Here is a 19,291-nt window from a genome sequence, read left to right as displayed (position 1 = left end):
CCCATGATCAACGCCGTCGGCGTCCCGCAATCGCTGCTGCTGCTCGGCGGCTCGTCGGAGATCGGTCTCGCCATCTGCGAGGAGTACCTCCGCAAGGGGCCGATGCACGTCGTCCTCGCCACCGTCCCCGGTGACCCGGCGGGCGACGCCGCGATCGAGACGATGACGGCCGCCGGTGCCGCGTCGGTGCGTCGCATCGACTTCGACGCGCTGAAGCCCGAGACCCACGCCGCGGTGATCGACGACGCGTTCTCCGAGCGCGACATCGACGTCGCCATCGTCGCGTTCGGCGTGCAGGGTGTCGACGAGGAGCTGTGGCAGGACCAGCGCAAAGCCGTGTTCACCGCCCAGATCAACTACACCGCAGCGGTGTCCGTCGGAGTCCTGGTCGGCGACAAGATGCGCGCCCAGCGCCACGGCCAGATCATCGCGATGAGCTCGGTCGCCGGTGAGCGCGTCCGACGGTCCAACTTCGTCTACGGCTCCACCAAGGCCGGCCTCGACGGGTTCTTCCTCGGGCTCGGAGAGGCGTTGCGGGAGTACGGTGTCCGCGTCCTCGTCATCCGCCCGGGTCAGGTGCGCACGCGACTGTCGGCGCACGTCGAGGAGGCGCCGCTCACGGTGAACAAGGAGGACGTGGGCCGGCTCGCCGTCCGCGCGGCCGACGCGGGCAAGGAGATCGTCTGGGCCCCGCCGCCGTTCCGCTTCATCATGATGGCGCTTCGGCACGTCCCGCGGCCGATCTTCCGCCGCCTCCCCATCTGAGTCGCGCCGTGACCGTCGCGGACACCCGACGACCCACCGCAGTGCCGGGCGGGCCGACCCGTCCGCAGTCCGGCCACCTTCGTGGAGCCGCGGCGATCGTCGGCGCCGCGCTCACCGCAGCTGTCGTCGCGTCGGTGGCACTCGTGGTCATCGAGCAGGTGCAGTGGCCGGCGTTCAACTCCTCCAACGTGACCGGCGCTCTGACCACCCTCGGTCAGACCGTCGCGGTGGTGGTCCTGCTGGTGGCCGCCCTGCTGTCCCGTGCGGGTCGCGGTGGGCGCGGTGTGCCCCTGCTCGGATGGGTCGGCATCGCGGGGTTCGCGACGGTCACGCTCGCGATGCCGCTGGGTGCGACGAAGCTGTACCTGTTCGGCATCTCGGTCGACCAGCAGTTCCGGACCGAGTACCTGACCCGCCTCACCGACACCCACGGCCTCGCGGACATGACCTACTGGGGACTGGCCCCCTACTACCCCGCCGGGTGGTTCTGGCTCGGCGGCCGCTACGCGAACGCCCTCGGTCAGCCGGCGTGGGAGGCCTACAAGCCGTGGTCCATCCTGACGCTGGCCGTCGCCGCCGCGATCGCGCTCGCGCTGTGGTCACGGATGATCCGCACCGACCGCGCCATCGCCGTCACCCTCGCGACCACCGCGCTCACGATCTATTACGCCGGCCCCGAACCCTATGCGGCAGTGTTGATCCTCGTCGGCGCGCCGATGCTCGTCGTGATCCTGCACGCCCTGCGCTCGGGCAGCGTCCCCGCGCTCGTCGCCGGTGGACTGTTCCTCGGTGTCAGCGCCACCTTCTACACACTGTTCACCGGACTGTTCGCACTCAGCGCCGTGCTGATGGCGGTGTGGCTGATCGTCGACGCGGTGCGTTCCGCGTCGAACGCGGCCGTCTCCCCGGGTGAGGTTCGCGGACAGCGGTTCCGCGTCACGCGCACCGTCGTGGTGCGACTCGTCGGAATGGGTGTGCTGTCGGGACTCGTGGCGCTGCTGGTGTGGGCGCCGTACCTGTTGGCCCGCCTCCGATCGCGCCCGGCCAGCGGCGGCACCGCCGAGCACTACCTGCCGAGCAGCGGTGCGACGCTGCCCGTCCCGATGCTGCAGCTCAACCTCATCGGACTCCTGTGCCTGATCGGTCTGGTGTGGATCGTCCTGCGTGTCCGCATACGGACCGTCGCCCTCGCGTTCGGCATCACGACCGTGTCCGTGTATCTCTTCTGCCTGCTGTCGATGGCGGTCACCGCGATCGGCACGACGCTGCTCGCGTTCCGTCTCGAGCCGTTGCTCGCCGTGGTCCTCGGAGCCGCCGGGGTGTTCGGGGTCGTCGAGCTCGCGCACCTCGTCGTCGACCGCCTCGGAGACGTGCGCCTCGGCATCGCCGTGCTCGGGGTCATCGGCGCGATCGGTCTGGCGCAGGGCATCCCGTCGCACCTCTCGAACGAGATCACGACGGCCTACACCGACACCGACGGCTACGGCATCCGCGCCGACAAGCGGCCACCGGGCGCCGAGTCGTACTTCCCCCGCATCGACGAGCTGGTCCGGCAGCAGACCGGACGACCCCGCGACGACACCGTGGTGCTCACCGCGGACTACGGGTTCCTGTCGATCTATCCCTACTGGGGCTTCCAGGGTCTGACGTCGCACTATGCGAACCCGCTGGCGGAGTTCGACAAACGCGCGTCGACCATCGAACGCTGGTCGAAGCTGTCGACGCCGCAGGAGATGATCTCCGCACTCGACGCCTCGCCGTGGCGACCCCCGTCGGTGTTCCTCTTCCGCTACAGCGCCGACGGTTACGCTCTGCGTCTCGCGTCGGACGTCTATCCCAACGACCCGAACGTGAAGCGTTACACCGTCACGTTCGCGGCCGCCGCATTCGCCGATCCCCGGTTCACCGTGACCGAGGTCGGCCCGTTCGTCCTGGTGGTGCGACGATGACCGGATTCACGATCGAGACCCTCGACGACGGACGGGGTGGGCACGTCCACTTCGTCCACACCGATCACGTCAACTGGGTCCTCCTGCAGGACGACTCGGGTGTCACCCTGATCGACGGCGGGTACCCCAAACAGGCCGACGTGGTGGAGTCCTCGCTCGACCAGATCGACGCCTCCGCGTCCGACGTACGCGCTGCACTGGTGACCCACGCGCATGTCGACCACATCGGCGGTCTGCGCGCCGTCGCCGAGCGGTACGGGTTCCCCGTCTACGCGGATCCCGTCGAGGTCGGTCACGTCCGCCGCGATTATCTGCAGCAGGCGGGGCCGATGGATCTCGCGCCGCTGCTCTACCGCCCGCGGGTGGCGCGCTGGCTGCTCGAGGTGGGCACGATGGGTGTACTCGATCGCGCGGGAATCGATGCGACCCAACCGTTCCCCTCCGACGGCGGACTCGACCTGCCAGGCCGCCCGCGACCGATCGCGTGCCCCGGTCACACCAGTGGGCACAGTGCGTATCTCGTCGCCGGTGGCCATGTCCTCGTCTCCGGGGACGCGCTCATCACCGGTCACGGGATCAGTGCCGTGCACGGGCCGCAGTGCCTGCACAAGGCGTTCCACCACGACGTCGCCACGAACCGGGCGTCGGTGCAGGCTCTGGCCGCCCTCGACGTCGACGTGATCTTCCCCGGCCACGGGCCGGCGTTTCACGGTCCGATCGCAGAGGCGGTCGCGCAGGCACTCGCCTGACAACCGTGGCTGTACACAGATCAGGCTGATTCCACAGGCGCCCGGGGTGTCGTCGGATCGCGGGTCACTGTGTCGGTGGGCCTGGCTATTGTCGTACACATGTTCGACGAAGTGCTCGAGGCGGCTGACCGCCTCGCCGATGCCGTCCGCGAGTGCGAGATACCCGCGGGTGATGACGCGCTGCTGGCGGGGGTACGTGCCGCGGTGGCTGCGCGTAACGCCGCGGACGGATTGCTGGCCCGAATAACCGGGGAGATCGAATGCCGGGGCACCGCGAAGCGGCTCGGGTTCTCGGTGCGGGAGCTGCTGCGACGCAATGGGTGTGTGCCGGTGGTGGCATCACGGGCGATCCGGCTCGGGCGGGCGATCGCGCACCTGCCCGCACTGGCCCGACATCTGCGCGACGGGTCATTGTCGGCGGAGTTCGCCGACGCCGTCGCCCGCGGAGTCCGCCACGTCGCGATACGCACCCGGTCACCGCTCGGCTCGGAGCTGGCGGTCGAGACCGAGGCGGCGTTGATCGGCCACGCCCTCGCCGGCCGGACACCGGCCGAGATCGACGACCGGGCGCGGACCATCGCACTCGAGCACCAACCCGAGATGGTCGACGACGGCGATGAGCCGGCGACGCCGGTCGCGGAGGACACGACGCTGAACGAGGTGTCCTGGGCCCAGCGGAACGACGGCCGGCTGGCCGGGACATTCGACCTCGACGTCGTGACCGGCGAGCGGTTGATCTCGTGTCTCGATACCGCATCACGACCCAGACCACTCCCGGATGGGACACCCGATCCGCGGTCGGCGCCGCAGCGCCGAGCGGACGCGTTCGCCCAGGTCGTCGAAGCCGCATCCCGGGCGCTCGGCACGGATGGTCTAGTGGGGTCGGCCAAGACCGAGATCCTGCTCACCGTCCCGGCCGAGAACACCGAGTGCTGTGGTGTCACACCATCCGGTCCCGCGCATCTGCAGTGGATGGGCACCGTCACCGACGAAGCCGTGTCACTGCTGTCGTGCGATGCCTCGGTCACACGCATCGCGGTCGACGTCGAACAGGCCCCGGTCGACATCTCCCCGACCGCGCGGTTGTTCACCGGACGCACCCGCAAAGCCGTCGTCGCCCGCGACCAGTCGTGCGTCATGTGCGGCAACCCCGCCTCGTGGACCGACGTCCACCACATCGTCTTCCACTCCGACGGCGGACCGACGACCTGCGACAACGGGTGCCTGCTGTGCCGGACCTGCCACGTCGCGGTGCACCAGCACGGCTGGGAGATCGAGATGGGATCTGACCGCCACCCCTGGATCCGACCACCCGCCACGGTCGACCCACGACGGGAACTGCAACCCGCCTACAACCGACGCACCCTGCGACTCGACCCGATCGCCGCCTGAGAACTGATCAGCGACAGCGCATTCCCCGCACCTGACCACCAGTCAGGACCGCATCAGAACCTTGACAACTTCACAGTGTGGGCCGACATGGTCACGACGTGCACGTCGGCGACAACTCCGCGAGTACACCGCGCACCGACAGCGCGCCCTGCAGGGTGTATTGGCCCGGCTCCGGTGCGCGGATGGTCACCCACTCGTCCGGCGTCGACGCGAGACACGCTGTGCGCGTGGGATCGTCGACGCTGCGTGCCACCAGGTACCGGTTGGGGCGGATCTGGATGGGGTGGGTGCCGGTGTCGGGCACGTCGACCACCATCTCCGACGGGGTCTCGGTGACCAGGCCCAGGGGCGCGGGCACCACCGACGCCGCGTTCGCGACCCGGTACAGCGTCCACTCGTCACCGCGCCACGTCTCCGACAGGTAGGGCAGGCCGCGCCGCACGAGGGCGGCCTCCTTCTCGGCCTGACGGAGTGGCTTGTCCGACACGGCGACCCACGACACCGCGTTCTCCGTGAGCCACTGTCGATAGGACAGCGGCGTGAGCGCACCGTCGGTGTAGAAGATCGGGTTGAAGCGGGCGTCGCTCTGGTTCTCCCACCCCCGCGCCAGCTTCACCAGCGACCCCAGCTCGTGCGAGCCGGCGTGGGTGCCGGCGTCGATCAGCTCGACGCGGTGGTTGACGAGACCGGGACGCTGCAGCAGGGCCAGACGTAGTGGCGCGTAGTCGCTCTCGGAGTTGCCTGAGTCGGCGACGGCGACCTGGTCGGCGACGGCGACGAAGCCGGCGTACGAGACCGCGGGCAGGAGCGCGACGAGGACGATCACCAGCGACCGTCGCGAGAAGAACAGGACGAGGCACGGCAGGACCAGGCAGAAGAACCGACTCAGGTTGGAGCCGACGCCGTTCGGGACGGCGAACACGACGGCGGCGACGACCATCGCGATCGGCGCGATGGACCGATGGGGTCGTGCGGTGAGCGCGACCCCACTGCCCGCGCCGATGATCAGCACCCAGAAGAGGGTCGTCCACGGGAACCCCTGCGCCCCCGGCGCACCGAACAGGGCGAAAGGCACCAGGACGCCGAGCCCCGCACCGACGAGCAGAGTCCACAGTTCCCGTGACCGGCGATCGGGTCCGAGGAGGAAGGCGACCGCGGCAAGCCCGACGAACGCGGGCGCCAGCGGGCTCGCCAGCCCGGAGACCACCAACACCACCGCAGCGAGCAGGCTGCGGCCGTGCCCGAACGCGAGGACCGCGACCAGCGCGATCGCGGCGCCCACCGAGAACGCCACCCGCCCCGACATCATGTTCAGGATCGCCGCGATCGCGATTGCCCACGTCGTCGCCGTCGGTCGGGCCGCCGACGGCATCGATGTCGCGCCGGGTCGCAGATGCGCGATGGGATGTGCGAGCAGAGCGATGACGAGGGTCGCGATCACCAGGAGCGCCAGCGACCCGAGGAGCGCCGACAACGCCGGCACGATCAGCGAGTAGCTGCCCGGACTGACGCCGCCGTACCAGCCGAACCAGTACCCGAGGCCGACGCCCGAGCGTGCGGCCTCCTCGCGGGCGATGGCGGCCTGCAGGTCACCGAGCGTGGGACGGACGACGACGAGTGCGACGGTTGCGACCACGGCCGCCAGGAACGGCAGTACCCGCGTCCAGGTGGGCGGGTCGGTCAGGAGCTGCCGGGGGGCCGCGCCCCCGGCGGTCATCCGAGCTGCGTCGGCGGGACGGTCGCCGTCGGGGTCACGGGCACCGGGCGGGGTGTTCCGTCGGGTCGATCCGACGGGTCCTGCGGCGCGCACGCGTCGAGGGTATCGGTGCCGGTGGCCTCGGTGGGGGCCGGCTGCGCGACGATCCCCGCGTCGGCACGGAGGGCTGCGAGTCGACCGCTCACCCGCGCGGCCCACAGTCGACGCACGCCGAACACGATCCCTGTGGCGATGGCGAGGGTCCCGAGTCCGGCCAGCACGTCGAGGACGAAGTGGTTGCCCGACCCCATCACCACGAAGAACGTGGTGAACGGGTAGATCCCGCCGAGGATCTTCACCCAGCGCCGACGGGCGAGGAAGACCAGCGCGAGACCGCACCAGGCCGCCCAGGCGCAGTGCAGGGACGGCATCGCGGCGAACTGGTTGGAGATCGCGTCGGAGCCGGGCGCACCGGATGCGGGCCACCAGCCCCACGAGGACGTCTGACTCATCACGTCCACGAAACCCTCGTGCCGCAGCAGCCGCGGTGGCGCCGTCGGGTACCAGTAGAAGCCGATGAGCGCGAGGCAGGTCGTGACGATGAGCACGGCGCTCACGCGGCGGTAGTAGGCCGAGCGGCGGAAGAACAGCCAGATCAGCACCGCGGGCGTCACGATGAAGTGCAGAGAGGCGTACTGCAGGGCGACGACGTCGGCGACGACCGGGGTCTTGTGCACCCAGTCGTTCAACGGACGTTCGATCGCGGCGTGCCACCGATCCTCGAAGGCCAGGATCGATCCCGCGTTGCGGTAGGCCGTCGCGGCGACCTCTCCCACGCTGTTCCGGATCAGCGAGTAGACGGCGTAGAGGCCGCCGATGACAGCGATCTCGACCCACCAGCGGGGCCGGGAGAAGTACGTGAGGATCGCGGACAGGACCCGGAACCGGGACCGCGTCAGGGACGCCTCGACGTCGAGCAGACCGTCGTCGACCGACCCAGAACTGTCACGCGTGACTGGCGTGTCGCCGGTGGGACGTGCACCTGACATGGCGTCCCTCCGTCGCAGCCCTGAGAACATTGCGAGGAATACTAACGGAGGCCCAGGGCTGTCCCTTCCACCACGCGTCGGGGTACAGCAGGTGAACGGTAAGGGCACGGATGCGCGAACACTGGTCAGCCCGACCGTGAGAGGTCCCGGATGTGATCTACATCACCGGTTCGAGATGCGCTCCGCCAGTGCCCGTATCGCGAAGTCGTACCCCTGGATCCCACAGCCCGCGATGACCGCGACGGCGATGGGCGACACATAGGAATGGTGCCGGAACGGCTCGCGGGCCGCGACGTTCGACAGGTGCACCTCGACGACAGGGACCTCGGGGACGACGAGCGCGTCGGCCAGAGCGACCGAGGTGTGGGTCCAGCCGCCCGGGTTCACGACGATCCCCGCGACCGTTCCCCGGGCCTCGTGGATCCAGTCGATCATCTGGCCCTCGTGGTTGGTCTGTCGCGCGGTGAGGTCGAACCCGACGTCGTGTGCCGCACGCTCGGCGACGGCGACGGCGTCCTCGAGTGTGGCGGTGCCGTAGACATCGGGCTGACGCGTGCCGAGCATGTTGAGGTTCGGCCCGTTCAGCAGCAGGACGCTCGGTGCGGACATGGCACAACTGTAGGGCCCCGGCCTCTGGTTACGATCACCTCTTGTGCCTGATGACCGCCCATCTCGACGACCAGCGGGCGACCGGGTGAGGATCGCCAAGGTCGTCGCCGTGGTCGCCGGGTTGCTCGGTTTCGTGCTCGCGCTCGCGACCCCCCTGCTGCCGGTCCGGCAGACCACCGTGCAGATCGACTGGCCGCAGTCACAGACGGCGCAGTCGACGACCTCCGGCACCGACCCCGTGCGGTCGGTCGTCGCCCCGCTGGTGGGGTACGTCCCCATCGACATCGAGATCTCGGTCCCCTGTTCGGCCGCGTCCCTTCTCGGCGGGCAGGGGCAGTCGGTGCTCGTCTCGACCACACCCAAGGCCGCGGAGAAAGCCGTCGAACGCGGCCTGTTCGTCCGGCTCTCCGGGCGCAGCAGCGACGCGCTCGACACCCGCTCGGTCGAGGTCGTCGTCCGCAACAACCCGCTCGTCAGCGCGACGATCGCGCAGATGCGGCAGCAGAACTGCCGGACGATCGAGGTCCGCGCCACCTCCGACGAGGTGACAGCGCAGTTCGTCGGGATGACCGGCACAGACGGACAACCGTTGCAGGGCAGCACCTCCGACGGCGACCAGCGCCCGCAGCTCACCGGCGTCTACACCGATCTGACCGCGCCGCGGTCGCAGCTCGACGGCCTGAAGGTCCACGCCACCATCGACTCGCGCTACTCCACGGCGTCGACCCCGCTGAAGTGGACCGCGATCGGTGTCGGTGTCGTGATGACGATCGTGTCGCTGGTCGCCCTCGCCGTGCTGGACGGCACCGACGGTCGTCGACACCGCCGGATCTTCCCGGCCCGCTGGTGGCGGCTCAACCCCCGCGACGGCGTCGTCCTCGTGGCACTCCTCGTCTGGCACGTGATCGGTGCGAACACCTCAGACGACGGCTACCTGCTGACCATGTCGAGGGTCGCCGAGCACGCCCACTACACCGCGAACTACTACCGATGGTTCGGGGCGCCGGAGGCGCCGTTCGGCTGGTACTACAGCGTCTTCGGGTGGCTCGCCCACATCAGCACGGCCAGTCCACTGGTCCGCCTGCCGGCACTCGTCTGCGGGATCGCGGTGTGGCTGATCATCTCCCACGAGATCCTGCCCCGCCTCGGCCGCGCCGCCGTCACCAACCGGATCGTCCCGTGGACCGCCGCCGCCGTCTTCCTCGCGTCGTGGTTCCCCTTCAACAACGGTCTGCGGCCCGAGCCGATCATCTGCCTCGGCGCCCTGCTGACGTGGTGCTCGGTCGAGCGGTCCATCGCGACCGGCCGGACGCTTCCGGCCGCTGTCGCCTGCACGTTGGGCGCGTTCAGCGTCGCCGCCGGCCCCACCGGGTTGCTGTCCGTCGCCGCGATCATCGCCGGCGGGCGACCGATGATCATGTCGATCCTCAAGCGCTCGCAGGTCATCCGCGGGGACGGCCGCCGGTCGGTCGCGCTGCTGGCCCTGCTCGCGCCGGTGCTCGCCGCGGGCACCTTCGTCATCTATGTCGTGTTCTCGAACCTGACGCTGACGGCGTTCCTGCAGTCGTCGAAGATGAAGACCGCGCTGGGACCGTCGCTGCACTGGTACAACGAGATCAACCGCTACTCGTCGCTCTTCGCCTTCTCCGCCGACGGCTCGGTCGGTCGCCGCTTCGCGGTGCTGATGATGCTCGTCGGGCTCGTGGTCTCCGGCGCGATGTTGTTCCGCAAGAGCAGGATCCCCGGCACCGCGATGGGACCCACGCGACGCATCGTGGGGATCACGTTCGCGTCGCTGGTGTTCCTCATGTTCACGCCGACCAAGTGGACGCACCACTTCGGTGTCTTCGCCGGCCTCGCCGCGGCGCTGGCCGCCATCGCGGCGATCGCCGTCACCGGACGCGCGATGCGGTCGCGGCGCAACCGGATGCTGGTCACCGCGCTCGTGCTGTTCGTGACCGGCCTGGCCTTCACCGGCCCCAACGCCTACTACTACATCTCCAACTGGGGGATGCCCTACGGCACACGGACCGTGAAGGTCGTCATCGACCTCGGCAGCATCCTGCTCTATCTTAGCTTCATCGCCCTCGCCGTCGCCGGGTGGTTCCACCTCCGCGCGCCGTATGTCGCTGCACGGCATGCCGATACGAAGGCGCCGGTCTCGACACGCGAGCAGCGCACCGCGGTTCGTATCGGCACCACCGTCGCGCGGCGCGCGGGCGGTGCGCCGATCCTGGTCGTCGCGACAGCGATCGTCGCGTTCGAGCTCGTCACGGCGGTGCTGTCCGGCGTCAACCAGAGCGGGTCGTTCTCGGTGCCGTCGTCCAACGTCGACGCGCTCCTCGGCCGGCCATGTGCAATGGCCGACAAGGTGATGGTCGAACCCGACCCGAGCGCGAACCTGCTGACCCCGGTCGACCCGACGTTGCGGAACCCCCTGGCCGGGTCCGGCACCGTCACCGGCGGGTCGGGCACCGACGAGGAGGAGGGATCGGGCACGCCGCAGCCGTCGGTCACGACCAACTTCACGCCCAACGGCCTGCCCATGTCCCTCGACTCCGAGGCCAGCGAGCAGTCCCTGGGGGTGCTCGCCACCAACGTGACAGCGTCGTCGGACGTGCTCACCAGCAGTTCCGGCGGCACCGGTGGCGGGGAGATGGAGAAGGCCGGGGTCAACGGCTCGTTCGCCAAGCTGCCCTTCGGGCTCGACCCCGACCGCACCCCGGTGCTCGGCAGCTACAGCCAGAACGACCAGGCCCCGGCGTCGCTCACGTCGGCCTGGTATCGCCTGCCCGCGAAGAGCCCCGACCGCCCGTTCATCGCGATGGCGGCCGCGGGATCGTTCGACATCACCAAGATGGAACTGCAGTACACGCGCAGCACCGGCAACCGCGACGGCGACCTCGTGGCCGCCGGATCGGTCGGCATGATCGACCCCGGGCCGAGTCCCTCCTGGCGGAACCTGCGCATCTACCGCAGCTCGTTGCCCGCCGACGCGACCGCCATCCGCCTGGTTGCCGTCGACGACAACCTCGCCACCGACAGCTTCATGGTGTTCAGTCCGCCGCGCGCGCCGCGCGTCCAGACCCTGCAGTCCTATGTCGGCAGCCGTGACCCGGTGCAGATCGACTGGACCTCGGGACTGGCGTTCCCGTGCCAGCGTCCCTTCGACCACCGCGACGGTGTCGCCGAGGTGCCGAAGTGGCGCATCATGCCCGGCTCCGACCTCTCCGCGGCGGTCTCGGCGTGGATGGACGCGTCCGGCGGCGGACCGCTCGGCTGGATCGAGGTCACGCTCGACTCGACGACGGTCCCGTCGTACCTGCAGGACGACATCGGACGGGACTGGGGAGCGCTCATCCGGTACACCCCCTACGACGAATCGGTCGAACCGGCACGCCTCGAACTGGGCACCGCGACACGGAGCGGACTCTGGAGTCCCGCACCCATCCGGTACTGACGAACCCGTCGCCTACCATCGGTCCTCGTGCCGAAGACCGCCCGACCGTCCGACGACGGGTCCCCCAGCACGGGCGGGTTCCGTTCCGCGCGAACCGCACGCCTGGTCGCGGTGGTGGCAGGGCTCGTCGGCATCGTCGCGTGCGCCCTGACGCCGCTCCTGCCGGTCACCACGACCACGACGTCGATCTCGTGGCCGCAGGGCCAGCAGCTGGCCGCTGACACCCCGTCGGTCGTCGCGCCGCTCACCGCGCAGACACCGCAGACCCTCACCGCGACCATCCCGTGTTCGCTGTTCTCGTCGCTCGGGTCGTCCGGGACGGTGATGGCCACCATGCCGACGAGTGCCGACGGTGCCGCGCAGAAGTCGTTGGTCGTCTCGGCGAACGCCCAGACGGCGTCGGTCTCGTTCCGAGGGGAGGTCGCCGCAACGGCCTCGCGCACGGCGGTCGCGAGCCCGCAGTGCCGGTCGCTGCAGATCTTCGTGTCCCCCACCCGTACCGGCGCACAGTTCGTCGGTCTCGGTCCCGCGACGATCGTCTCGCCCGACAAGCGTCCGCAGGTGTCGGGCATCTACTCCACGCTGACCACGCCTCGCGTGCAGGCAGCCGTCGCCCAGGGCCTGCGCGTCGACGTGGGCGTCGACAGCCGCTTCGCGAGCACGCCGACCGTCCTGAAGCTCCTGGTGATGATCGTCGGGATCATCGCGGTCGCCCTCTCCCTGATCGCTCTGGCCCGCCTCGACTGGCTCGGCGGCCACCACCGTCGCGTCGGTGTGCGGTCGTGGCGACGGGTGCTCGCGCCGCGCGTCAGCGACATGGCCGTCACCGCGGTGATGATCGTGTGGCTGTTCCTCGGGGCCGGGACACCCGACGACGGGTACATCCTCACGATGGGCCGCACCGCGGACGCCGCGGGCTACCTCGGGGACTACTACCGCTGGTTCGACATCCCCGAGGCCCCGTTCGACTGGTACTACAGCGTCCTCGGCCACTGGTCGTCCATCTCGACGGCCGGACTGTGGATGCACCTGCCGCAGTTGATCGCCGCGCTGCTGTCGTGGTTCGTGCTGAGCCGCGTGCTCCTGCCGCGGATGGGCGCCGCGGTGCGGCGCAGCGGGTGGGCCATCTGGGCCGCGGCCGCCCTCTTCGTCGCCTTCTGGCTGCCGTTCGACAGTGGCCTGCGCAGCGAACCGATCATCGTGACGGGCTCCCTGCTCACCTGGTGGGGTGTCGAGCAGGCCATCGGCACCCGCAGACTGCTGCCGGCCGCACTCGCGACGTTCGCCGCCGGCATGACCCTTGCGCTCGCCCCACACGGCGTGATCGCCGTGGCCGTGCTCATCGTCGGCGCCCGTCCGATGCTGGCCGTGGTGCTACGTCGCCGCCGCGAGGTCGGCTGGGCCGCACTGGTGCTGCCGATCATGGCCGCCGCTCTGTTCACCCTGGTCGTCGTCTTCCGCGACCAGACGCTGGCCACCGTGTACGACGCCGTCCGGATCCGCTTCACCGTCGGCCCGTCGCTGAGCTGGCACGAGGAGTACTTCCGCTACTTCTTCCTCACCGTCAGCACCGACGACGGCGCGCTAACCCGCCGCGTCCCTGTCCTGCTGCTGCTCGCGTCGCTGTTCGTCGTGCTCGCGGTCATGTTGCGGCGCACACGGATCCGCGGGATCGACCCCGGCCCGGTGTGGCGCGGGATCGGCGCCGTCGGTGTGACGTTGGTCCTGTGGGTGTTCACCCCGACGAAGTGGACCATCCAGTTCGGCATCTTCGCCGGGATCGCCGCGGCTCTGGCCGCCGTCGCCACCGTCACGATCGCGCAGTCCGCCGCCCGGTCGTCGCGGAACCTGATGGTGCTCGTCGCCGGCCTGCTCTTCGCCCTGGCCGCGTCGATGGCGGGCAAGAACGCGTGGCCGTGGGCGTACGACTTCGGGATCTCCTGGTTCGACCGCGCACCCGTCCTCGCCGGGATCCAGGTCTCCAGCATCCTGTTGGTGCTCGCCGTCGTCGCCTCCGCCGTCGCCGTCTACCTGCACCTCCGGCTCGACTTCACCACGCACCGCGGCATGGTCCACGACTCCGCGTCGACGGTGGACGCGCCCGTGGACACCGCGTCCCGCGCCGACCGTCGTCGTCTGGTGCTCGCGTCGTCGCCGATCGCCGTGATCGCGATCATCATGGTCGTCGCCGAGCTGGCCGTCTTCGCGAAGGCCGCGGTGGCCCGCCCGTCGTTCACGGTCGTGAGCGCCAACGTCGACGCGCTGGGCGGCAACACCTGCGCCATGGCCGACGACGTCCTCGTCGAACAGGACCCGAACGCCGGCATGCTGGTGCCCGCCGACGGACGGTCGGCGTCGGATGCACTCGCCGGCACCGACCCGGTCGGATTCACCCCGAACGGTGTCGCCTCCGACCTCTCGCCCGAGGGAACGCAGTCGAAACCCGGCCAGATGAACGTCGCGGGCATCGTGCAGAACCCGTTCACGGTGCTCGGCGGATCGCCGGGGACCCTCGGCGGCAACGGCCCCCGCACGGTCAACGGATCCACCGTCGCACTGCCGTTCGGCCTCGACGCCGCGCGGACACCGGTTCTCGGCAGCTACGGCTACGACTCCGGCAAGGCGTCGCTGACCACCGACTGGTACCGACTGCCCGCCCGCGGGAGCACCCCGCTGATCGTCGTCAGCGCGGCGGGCGCGATCGCCTCCGTCGACGTCGACGGCGTCGGCGAGTTCGGCCGATCCCTGCAGGTGCAGTTCGGCACCTCCGGACCCGACGGCCAGTTCACCCAGGTCGGCGCACCGTTCATGCCGATCGATCCCGGGCCCGAGCCGCCGAACCGCCCGTGGCGCAACCTGCGCGTGCCCACCGCGGTCATCCCGCCCCGGGCCGACGTGATGCGCCTGGTCGCCGTCGACGACAACCTCACGTCCGACCAGTGGCTCGCGATCACCCCGCCGCGCGCCGCGCAGCTGCGGACCCTGCAGGACGTCGTCGGCAGCAGCACGCCGACCCTCGTCGACTTCACCGTGGCCCAGCAGTTCCCGTGCCAGCGGCCGATCGAGTCCCGACACGGGATCACCCAGCTCCCGCGGTGGCGCATCCTGCCCGACCGCATCACCGCGCTGTCGCAGTCCAAGACGTGGATGTCGTCCGACGACGGTGGCGTGCTGGGGATCTCGGAGGGCACCACCACGCCCACGACCGTGCCGACGTACCTGCGGGACGACTGGTACCGCGACTGGGGTTCGCTGGAACGGCTGACACCGCTGGCGCCGGATGCCCCCGACGCGACACCCACACTCGGTGAGCAGAACCGGTGGGGATGGGCGCGCGAGGGATCGTTGCGGGTCGTGAGGTCCGACGACTCATGAGCACCCGCGAGCCCGACGGCGACTCGACCACCACCCCAGAGACCTCCGAGGGACGGACCGTGACCACCACCGAGAGACCGGCGCCACCGCCGACGTCCGCGCGGCGTCTGCGCATCGTGCGTCTCGTCGCGGTGGTGACGGGTCTGCTGGGCGCGCTCCTGGCGATCGCCACGCCGCTCCTGCCGGTGAACCAGACGACCGCGCAGCTCACCTGGCCCCAGCAGGGCGTGAACAACATCGCCGCACCGCTGGTGTCGTTCGTCCCGATCGACGCCGAGGTGTCGGTGCCCTGCACGACCGCCGCGCGCCTGCCCTCGTACGGCGGCAACCTGCTGTCGACCATCCCGCCCGCCGGATCCGACGCCTACGCCCGCGGGCTGTTCGTGTCGGTCACCTCCGACCAGATCCAGGTCACCGACCGCAACGTCGTGCTGGTCAACACCCCGCGCGCCGCCGCCCAGTCGGATCCCGACTGCCGCATCGAGATGCAGCTGACCGGCACCGGCACCCGCGCGCAGATCGTCGGCCTGCCCGACACCGCGCAGGGGCAGCTGACCTTCTCCGTCGGCGACCCGAACCTGCGCCCGCAGATCGTCGGCATCTACACCGACCTGCCGCAGTCGACCCCGACCACCGGGCTGTCGGTGCGCGCCACCATCGACACCCGCTTCGTCACCACCCCGACCACGCTGAAGTTCACCGCGATCGTGCTCGGCATCGTGATGACCCTGCTCTCGCTGGTCTCGCTGGGCGTCCTCGACGCCGGTGACGGGCGGCGACACAAGCGGTTCCTGCCCGCCGGCTGGTGGAGGCTGCGACCCGTCGACGCCGTGGTGGTCGTGACGCTGGCCCTGTGGTGGTTCCTCGGCGGCAACACCTCCGACGACGGCTACAACTTCACCGTCGGCCGCGTCGCCGACGAGGCCGGCTACCCGATCAACTACTACCGCTACTTCGGTGTGCCGCAAGACCCGTTCGGCTGGCACTACCAGGTGATCCGGGCGATGACCCATGTCAGCCTGGCCGCGCCGTGGATGCGCCTGCCCGCCTTCCTCCTCGGCCTGCTCGGCTGGTGGCTGCTGAGCCGCGAGGTCATCCCGCGGCTCGGTCGCACGGTCCGTCATTCGACGCCGGCCGTGTGGACCTGCGCCGCGGTGTTCCTGGCGATCTGGCTCCCGTTCAACAACGGACTGCGGCCCGAGCCCGCCCTGGCTGTCGGCGCCCTGCTCACCTGGTGCGCCGTCGACCGGGCGATCGCGACCGGACGGTTCCTCCCCCTGGCCACCGCGACGGTGATCGCCGCGTTCACCCTCGCGATCGCACCCGGCGGCCTCATGGCCGTCGCGGCGTTGGTCGCCGGCATCCGCCCACTGGTCAAACGGCTGGCACGTCGACGGCATCGGGACGGGTTGCTGCCGATCCTCGCGCCCATCCTGGCGGCCGGCACCGCGGTCCTGTTCGAGATCTTCGCCGACAACACGCTGTCGGGCGTCATCACGAGCTCGAAGGTCGCGAGTGCCGTCGGCCCGACGCTCGAGTGGTGGCAGGAACCGGTCCGCTACTACTACCTCCTGCTGCCCAACCAGGTCGACGCCTCGCTGGCCCGCCGGTTCGGCATCCTGACGATGTTCCTGCTCCTGGTGTTCGTGATGCTGATGCTGCTGCGTCGTCGATCGCCGAAGGGCATCGCGCGCGGACCCGTGTGGCGCCTCATCGCGGTCATCCTCGGCACCGTCTTCATCATCTCCTTCACCCCGACCAAGTGGACCCACCACCTCGGCGTCTACGCGGGCATCGCGGCCGGCCTGGCCGCCGCCGCAGGCGCGATGGCCGCCCCGGCGGTCCTGCGCCGCAGACGCAACCGCGCGTTCCTGGTCGCCGGGTTGTTCTTCGTGATGGGCATCGCGTTCGCCGGTATCAACGGCTGGTGGTTCGTCGGCACCTACGGGGTGCCGTGGCGTGATCGCCCACCGGCCATCGCCGGCATCCGCCTCTACTGGGTCCTGCTGGCGCTGTCGGTGATCGCCGCACTCGTCGGGCTCTGGCGCCACCTGCGCGACGACCACGTCGCCGACGACGTCCGCACGGGTGCATCCGGCTCGCCGCTGGGCACCCGGCTGGCGGGGGCCGTGGTCCCCACACTCGTCGGTCTCGTCGTGATCTTCGAGGTGCTGACGATGGTGAAGGGGGCTGTGGCGCAGCGCGACAGCTTCTCGTGGGCCTCCTCCAACGCCCGCGCCCTCACCGGGAACATCTGCGGCATGGCCAACGACGTGCTCGTCGAGACCGACCCGAACGCCGGGATCCTCTCCCCCGCGCGGGTGGCCGGGCAGTCGCCGACGACGTCGCCCGGCGACGCGCTCGCCGGGTCCGGGGCGTCGGGCTTCACCCCGAACGGCGTCCCGAACGACCTGTCGGTCGACACCACCCAGAACAGCGACGACACCGGGTCGACGACGAGCAGCTCGACCAACACCACCGGCGCATCCGCCGGCTCCTCGGACACGGGTACCGACGAGTCCAGCGAGGGAGGCACCGGCGGTGGCCAGGGAGAGCGTGGCGTCAACGGCTCGACGGTGAAACTCCCCTTCGGCCTGTCGCCGGACCGGACGCCCGTCCTCGGCAGCTACGGCGGCCCGGGTGGGTCGTTCTCGACCGACTGGTACCAGATGCCGCCGCGCACCTCCGACGCGCCGCTGTTGACGGTGTCGGTGGCCGGGTCGGTCGAGGCGGTCAACGGGCTCGGCATCACCACACCGGGTCAGACGGTCCGCGTCCAGTACGGCCGCGTCGAGGCGAACGGGACGGTCGTACCGATCGGCCAGCGCACGCCCATCGACGTCGGCGAGGCGCCGACGTGGCGGAACCTGCGGTTCCCGCTCTCCGACGCACCGGCCGGGGCATCGGTGGCCCGCCTCGTCGTCGCCGACGCCGGGGGCGGGACCGACCAGTGGGTCGCGGTGACCCCGCCGCGGATCAGCTCGATGACGACCCTCGAGAAGGTCGTCGGACGCACCGACCCGGTCCTGATCGACTGGGTGCCTGCGTTCGTGTTCCCGTGCCAGAAGCCGATGGGCGTCCGCGACGGCGTCGCACAGGTGCCCCTGTGGCGCATCCTCCCCGACGCGGGCGCGACGCGACAGAACAGCCAGACATGGATGTCCGGCAAGGCCGGCGGGCCCCTCGGACTCACCGAGGCCATGCTGCGACCGCAGCTGCTCGCGACCTACCTCCGCAACAACTGGGGCAACGACTGGGGCTCACTGCAGCGGTTCTCCCCGATCGAGCCGGCGCAGACCGCGCGACTCGAACTGGGAACGTCGACGCGGTCGGGTCTGTGGGATCCCGCGCCCATGCGGTCCATCGGCTATTGACGCACGCACCGCCTGTGACCTGCGGTAATGACTGATTCTCACGATCGGTGATCTGCTACCTTCCGTGATCGGATCGAGATGACGGTCCGTCAGGGACGAGGTGGGAATGGCCGACGACTGGGATTTCGAGATCGCCCGCGCGGCGCTGCGTGAGCAGGTGGCCCGCCGCTCCGCTGCGCAGCGCATCCCGCGGACACCGACCGGCGCCGTCCTCCTCCGTCATCGGGTTGCGACGACCGCTGCCCTTGCGACCGTCGCGAGCGCGGTCGTCGTCGGTTCCTGGTGGGCGGCGGCGGGTGGTCCGGCGCAATCGACCGCGATCACGTCCGATGCGCGGTCCGTCAGCGGCGCAGCGGCCCCCGCTCCGGGGCCGTTCCCCGCACTCGCGACCGTCGGCGGTGTGCAGGTGGTCTCGGTTCCGGCCCCCGGCGGTGGGTGGGTACAGGTCATCGTCGGACCCGTCGCCACGACCGTCGTCGGACCCGTCACCGCGATCCCCCTCGGCCCCGTCCCCGAGGTCGCCGCCCCGCTCACACGCAGCGGGTCACTCACCGGCTCGACCGTCGCACCCGGTGAGGAGGTCGCCTCGAAGCCTGTGGTCGCGGCCCCTGCACCCGCGCGCTCCGGCGGCGGCGGTGCTCCGAACCCGCCCCCACCGCCCCCGCGGACGTCGACCACGGCGCCGCCCCCGGCCGGGCCGCCGCCCGTGTCGACCCCGACGACCGACCCGACCATCTCGTCACCGGTCGAGCCGCCGCCCACGGCCACGGCCACCCCGACCCCGGACACCCCCGGCGCCGGGGACCAGACCGGTTCCGGCGCAGCACAATCCGGCGAAACGGGCACATCAGGCACCTCCTGAGGGGGCGCATA

Annotated in this window: 11 protein-coding genes; 8 read left to right on the top strand and 3 right to left on the bottom strand. The window is 70.5% G+C overall.

Annotated features, from left to right (window positions below; all coding sequences use genetic code 11):
- The first annotated feature begins 3 nt into the window (after positions 1 to 3).
- From Q1A98_RS03400 to Q1A98_RS03385, 4 genes are all read left to right on the top strand, one after another.
- Positions 4 to 765 (top strand): decaprenylphospho-beta-D-erythro-pentofuranosid-2-ulose 2-reductase, encoded by a 762-nt coding sequence (locus Q1A98_RS03400; protein ID WP_299569868.1) that lies wholly within the window; start codon positions 4 to 6, stop codon positions 763 to 765.
- Positions 766 to 860: 95 nt separating this feature from the next.
- On the top strand, positions 861 to 2,714 hold the full coding sequence (locus tag Q1A98_RS03395) for an arabinofuranosyltransferase (protein ID WP_299570542.1): 1,854 nt from the start codon (positions 861 to 863) through the stop codon (positions 2,712 to 2,714).
- Positions 2,711 to 3,463, top strand: coding sequence for an MBL fold metallo-hydrolase (locus Q1A98_RS03390; protein ID WP_299569866.1), 753 nt, complete (start codon positions 2,711 to 2,713; stop codon positions 3,461 to 3,463). Before Q1A98_RS03395 ends, Q1A98_RS03390 begins: the two co-directional genes overlap by 4 nt.
- Before the next feature lie 99 nt (positions 3,464 to 3,562).
- Positions 3,563 to 4,855: a DUF222 domain-containing protein gene (locus tag Q1A98_RS03385; RefSeq protein ID WP_299569864.1), complete on the top strand. Its 1,293-nt coding sequence runs from the start codon at positions 3,563 to 3,565 to the stop codon at positions 4,853 to 4,855.
- A 91-nt stretch (positions 4,856 to 4,946) separates the two neighbouring features.
- Here the strand turns inward: Q1A98_RS03385 and Q1A98_RS03380 are convergent, their stop codons facing one another.
- From Q1A98_RS03380 to aroQ, 3 genes are all read right to left on the bottom strand, one after another.
- Entirely contained in the window at positions 4,947 to 6,665 is a 1,719-nt protein-coding gene (locus tag Q1A98_RS03380) for a hypothetical protein (protein ID WP_299569863.1), read from the bottom strand.
- Positions 6,569 to 7,600 (bottom strand): phosphatase PAP2 family protein, encoded by a 1,032-nt coding sequence (locus tag Q1A98_RS03375; protein ID WP_299569862.1) that lies wholly within the window; start codon positions 7,598 to 7,600, stop codon positions 6,569 to 6,571. Before Q1A98_RS03375 ends, Q1A98_RS03380 begins: the two co-directional genes overlap by 97 nt.
- Positions 7,601 to 7,762: 162 nt before the next feature.
- Positions 7,763 to 8,209, bottom strand: coding sequence for a type II 3-dehydroquinate dehydratase (aroQ, locus tag Q1A98_RS03370; protein ID WP_299569861.1), 447 nt, complete (start codon positions 8,207 to 8,209; stop codon positions 7,763 to 7,765).
- Positions 8,210 to 8,294: 85 nt separating this feature from the next.
- Here aroQ and Q1A98_RS03365 point away from each other — a divergent pair, with 85 nt between their 5' ends.
- From Q1A98_RS03365 to Q1A98_RS03350, 4 genes are all read left to right on the top strand, one after another.
- Entirely contained in the window at positions 8,295 to 11,669 is a 3,375-nt protein-coding gene (locus tag Q1A98_RS03365) for an arabinosyltransferase domain-containing protein (protein ID WP_299569859.1), read from the top strand.
- Between the two features lie 27 nt (positions 11,670 to 11,696).
- Positions 11,697 to 15,044, top strand: coding sequence for an arabinosyltransferase domain-containing protein (locus tag Q1A98_RS03360; protein ID WP_299569857.1), 3,348 nt, complete (start codon positions 11,697 to 11,699; stop codon positions 15,042 to 15,044).
- Positions 15,041 to 18,418, top strand: coding sequence for an arabinosyltransferase domain-containing protein (locus Q1A98_RS03355; RefSeq protein WP_299569855.1), 3,378 nt, complete (start codon positions 15,041 to 15,043; stop codon positions 18,416 to 18,418). Before Q1A98_RS03360 ends, Q1A98_RS03355 begins: the two co-directional genes overlap by 4 nt.
- A gap of 106 nt (positions 18,419 to 18,524) precedes the next feature.
- Positions 18,525 to 19,280 carry a hypothetical protein gene (locus Q1A98_RS03350; RefSeq protein WP_299569853.1) on the top strand — a complete coding sequence of 252 codons (756 nt, stop codon included), beginning with the start codon at positions 18,525 to 18,527 and terminating at the stop codon, positions 19,278 to 19,280.
- The last annotated feature ends 11 nt before the right edge of the window (positions 19,281 to 19,291 follow it).

It is taken from the genome of uncultured Williamsia sp. (assembly GCF_947494875.1).
Classification (GTDB): domain Bacteria; phylum Actinomycetota; class Actinomycetes; order Mycobacteriales; family Mycobacteriaceae; genus Williamsia_A.
This window is presented reverse-complemented; position numbering and strand designations above follow the sequence as displayed.

Excerpts from the sequence above, each read along its gene's own strand:
- Q1A98_RS03400 (WP_299569868.1), top strand. The coding sequence starts at position 4 with ATGATCAACGCCGTCGGCGTCCCGCAATCGCTGCTGCTGCTCGGCGGC.
- Q1A98_RS03390 (WP_299569866.1), top strand. The coding sequence starts at position 2,711 with ATGACCGGATTCACGATCGAGACCCTCGACGACGGACGGGGTGGGCAC.
- Q1A98_RS03385 (WP_299569864.1), top strand. The coding sequence starts at position 3,563 with ATGTTCGACGAAGTGCTCGAGGCGGCTGACCGCCTCGCCGATGCCGTC.
- Q1A98_RS03375 (WP_299569862.1), bottom strand. The coding sequence starts at position 7,600 with ATGTCAGGTGCACGTCCCACCGGCGACACGCCAGTCACGCGTGACAGT.
- aroQ (WP_299569861.1), bottom strand. The coding sequence starts at position 8,209 with ATGTCCGCACCGAGCGTCCTGCTGCTGAACGGGCCGAACCTCAACATG.
- Q1A98_RS03355 (WP_299569855.1), top strand. The coding sequence starts at position 15,041 with ATGAGCACCCGCGAGCCCGACGGCGACTCGACCACCACCCCAGAGACC.
- Q1A98_RS03350 (WP_299569853.1), top strand. The coding sequence starts at position 18,525 with ATGGCCGACGACTGGGATTTCGAGATCGCCCGCGCGGCGCTGCGTGAG.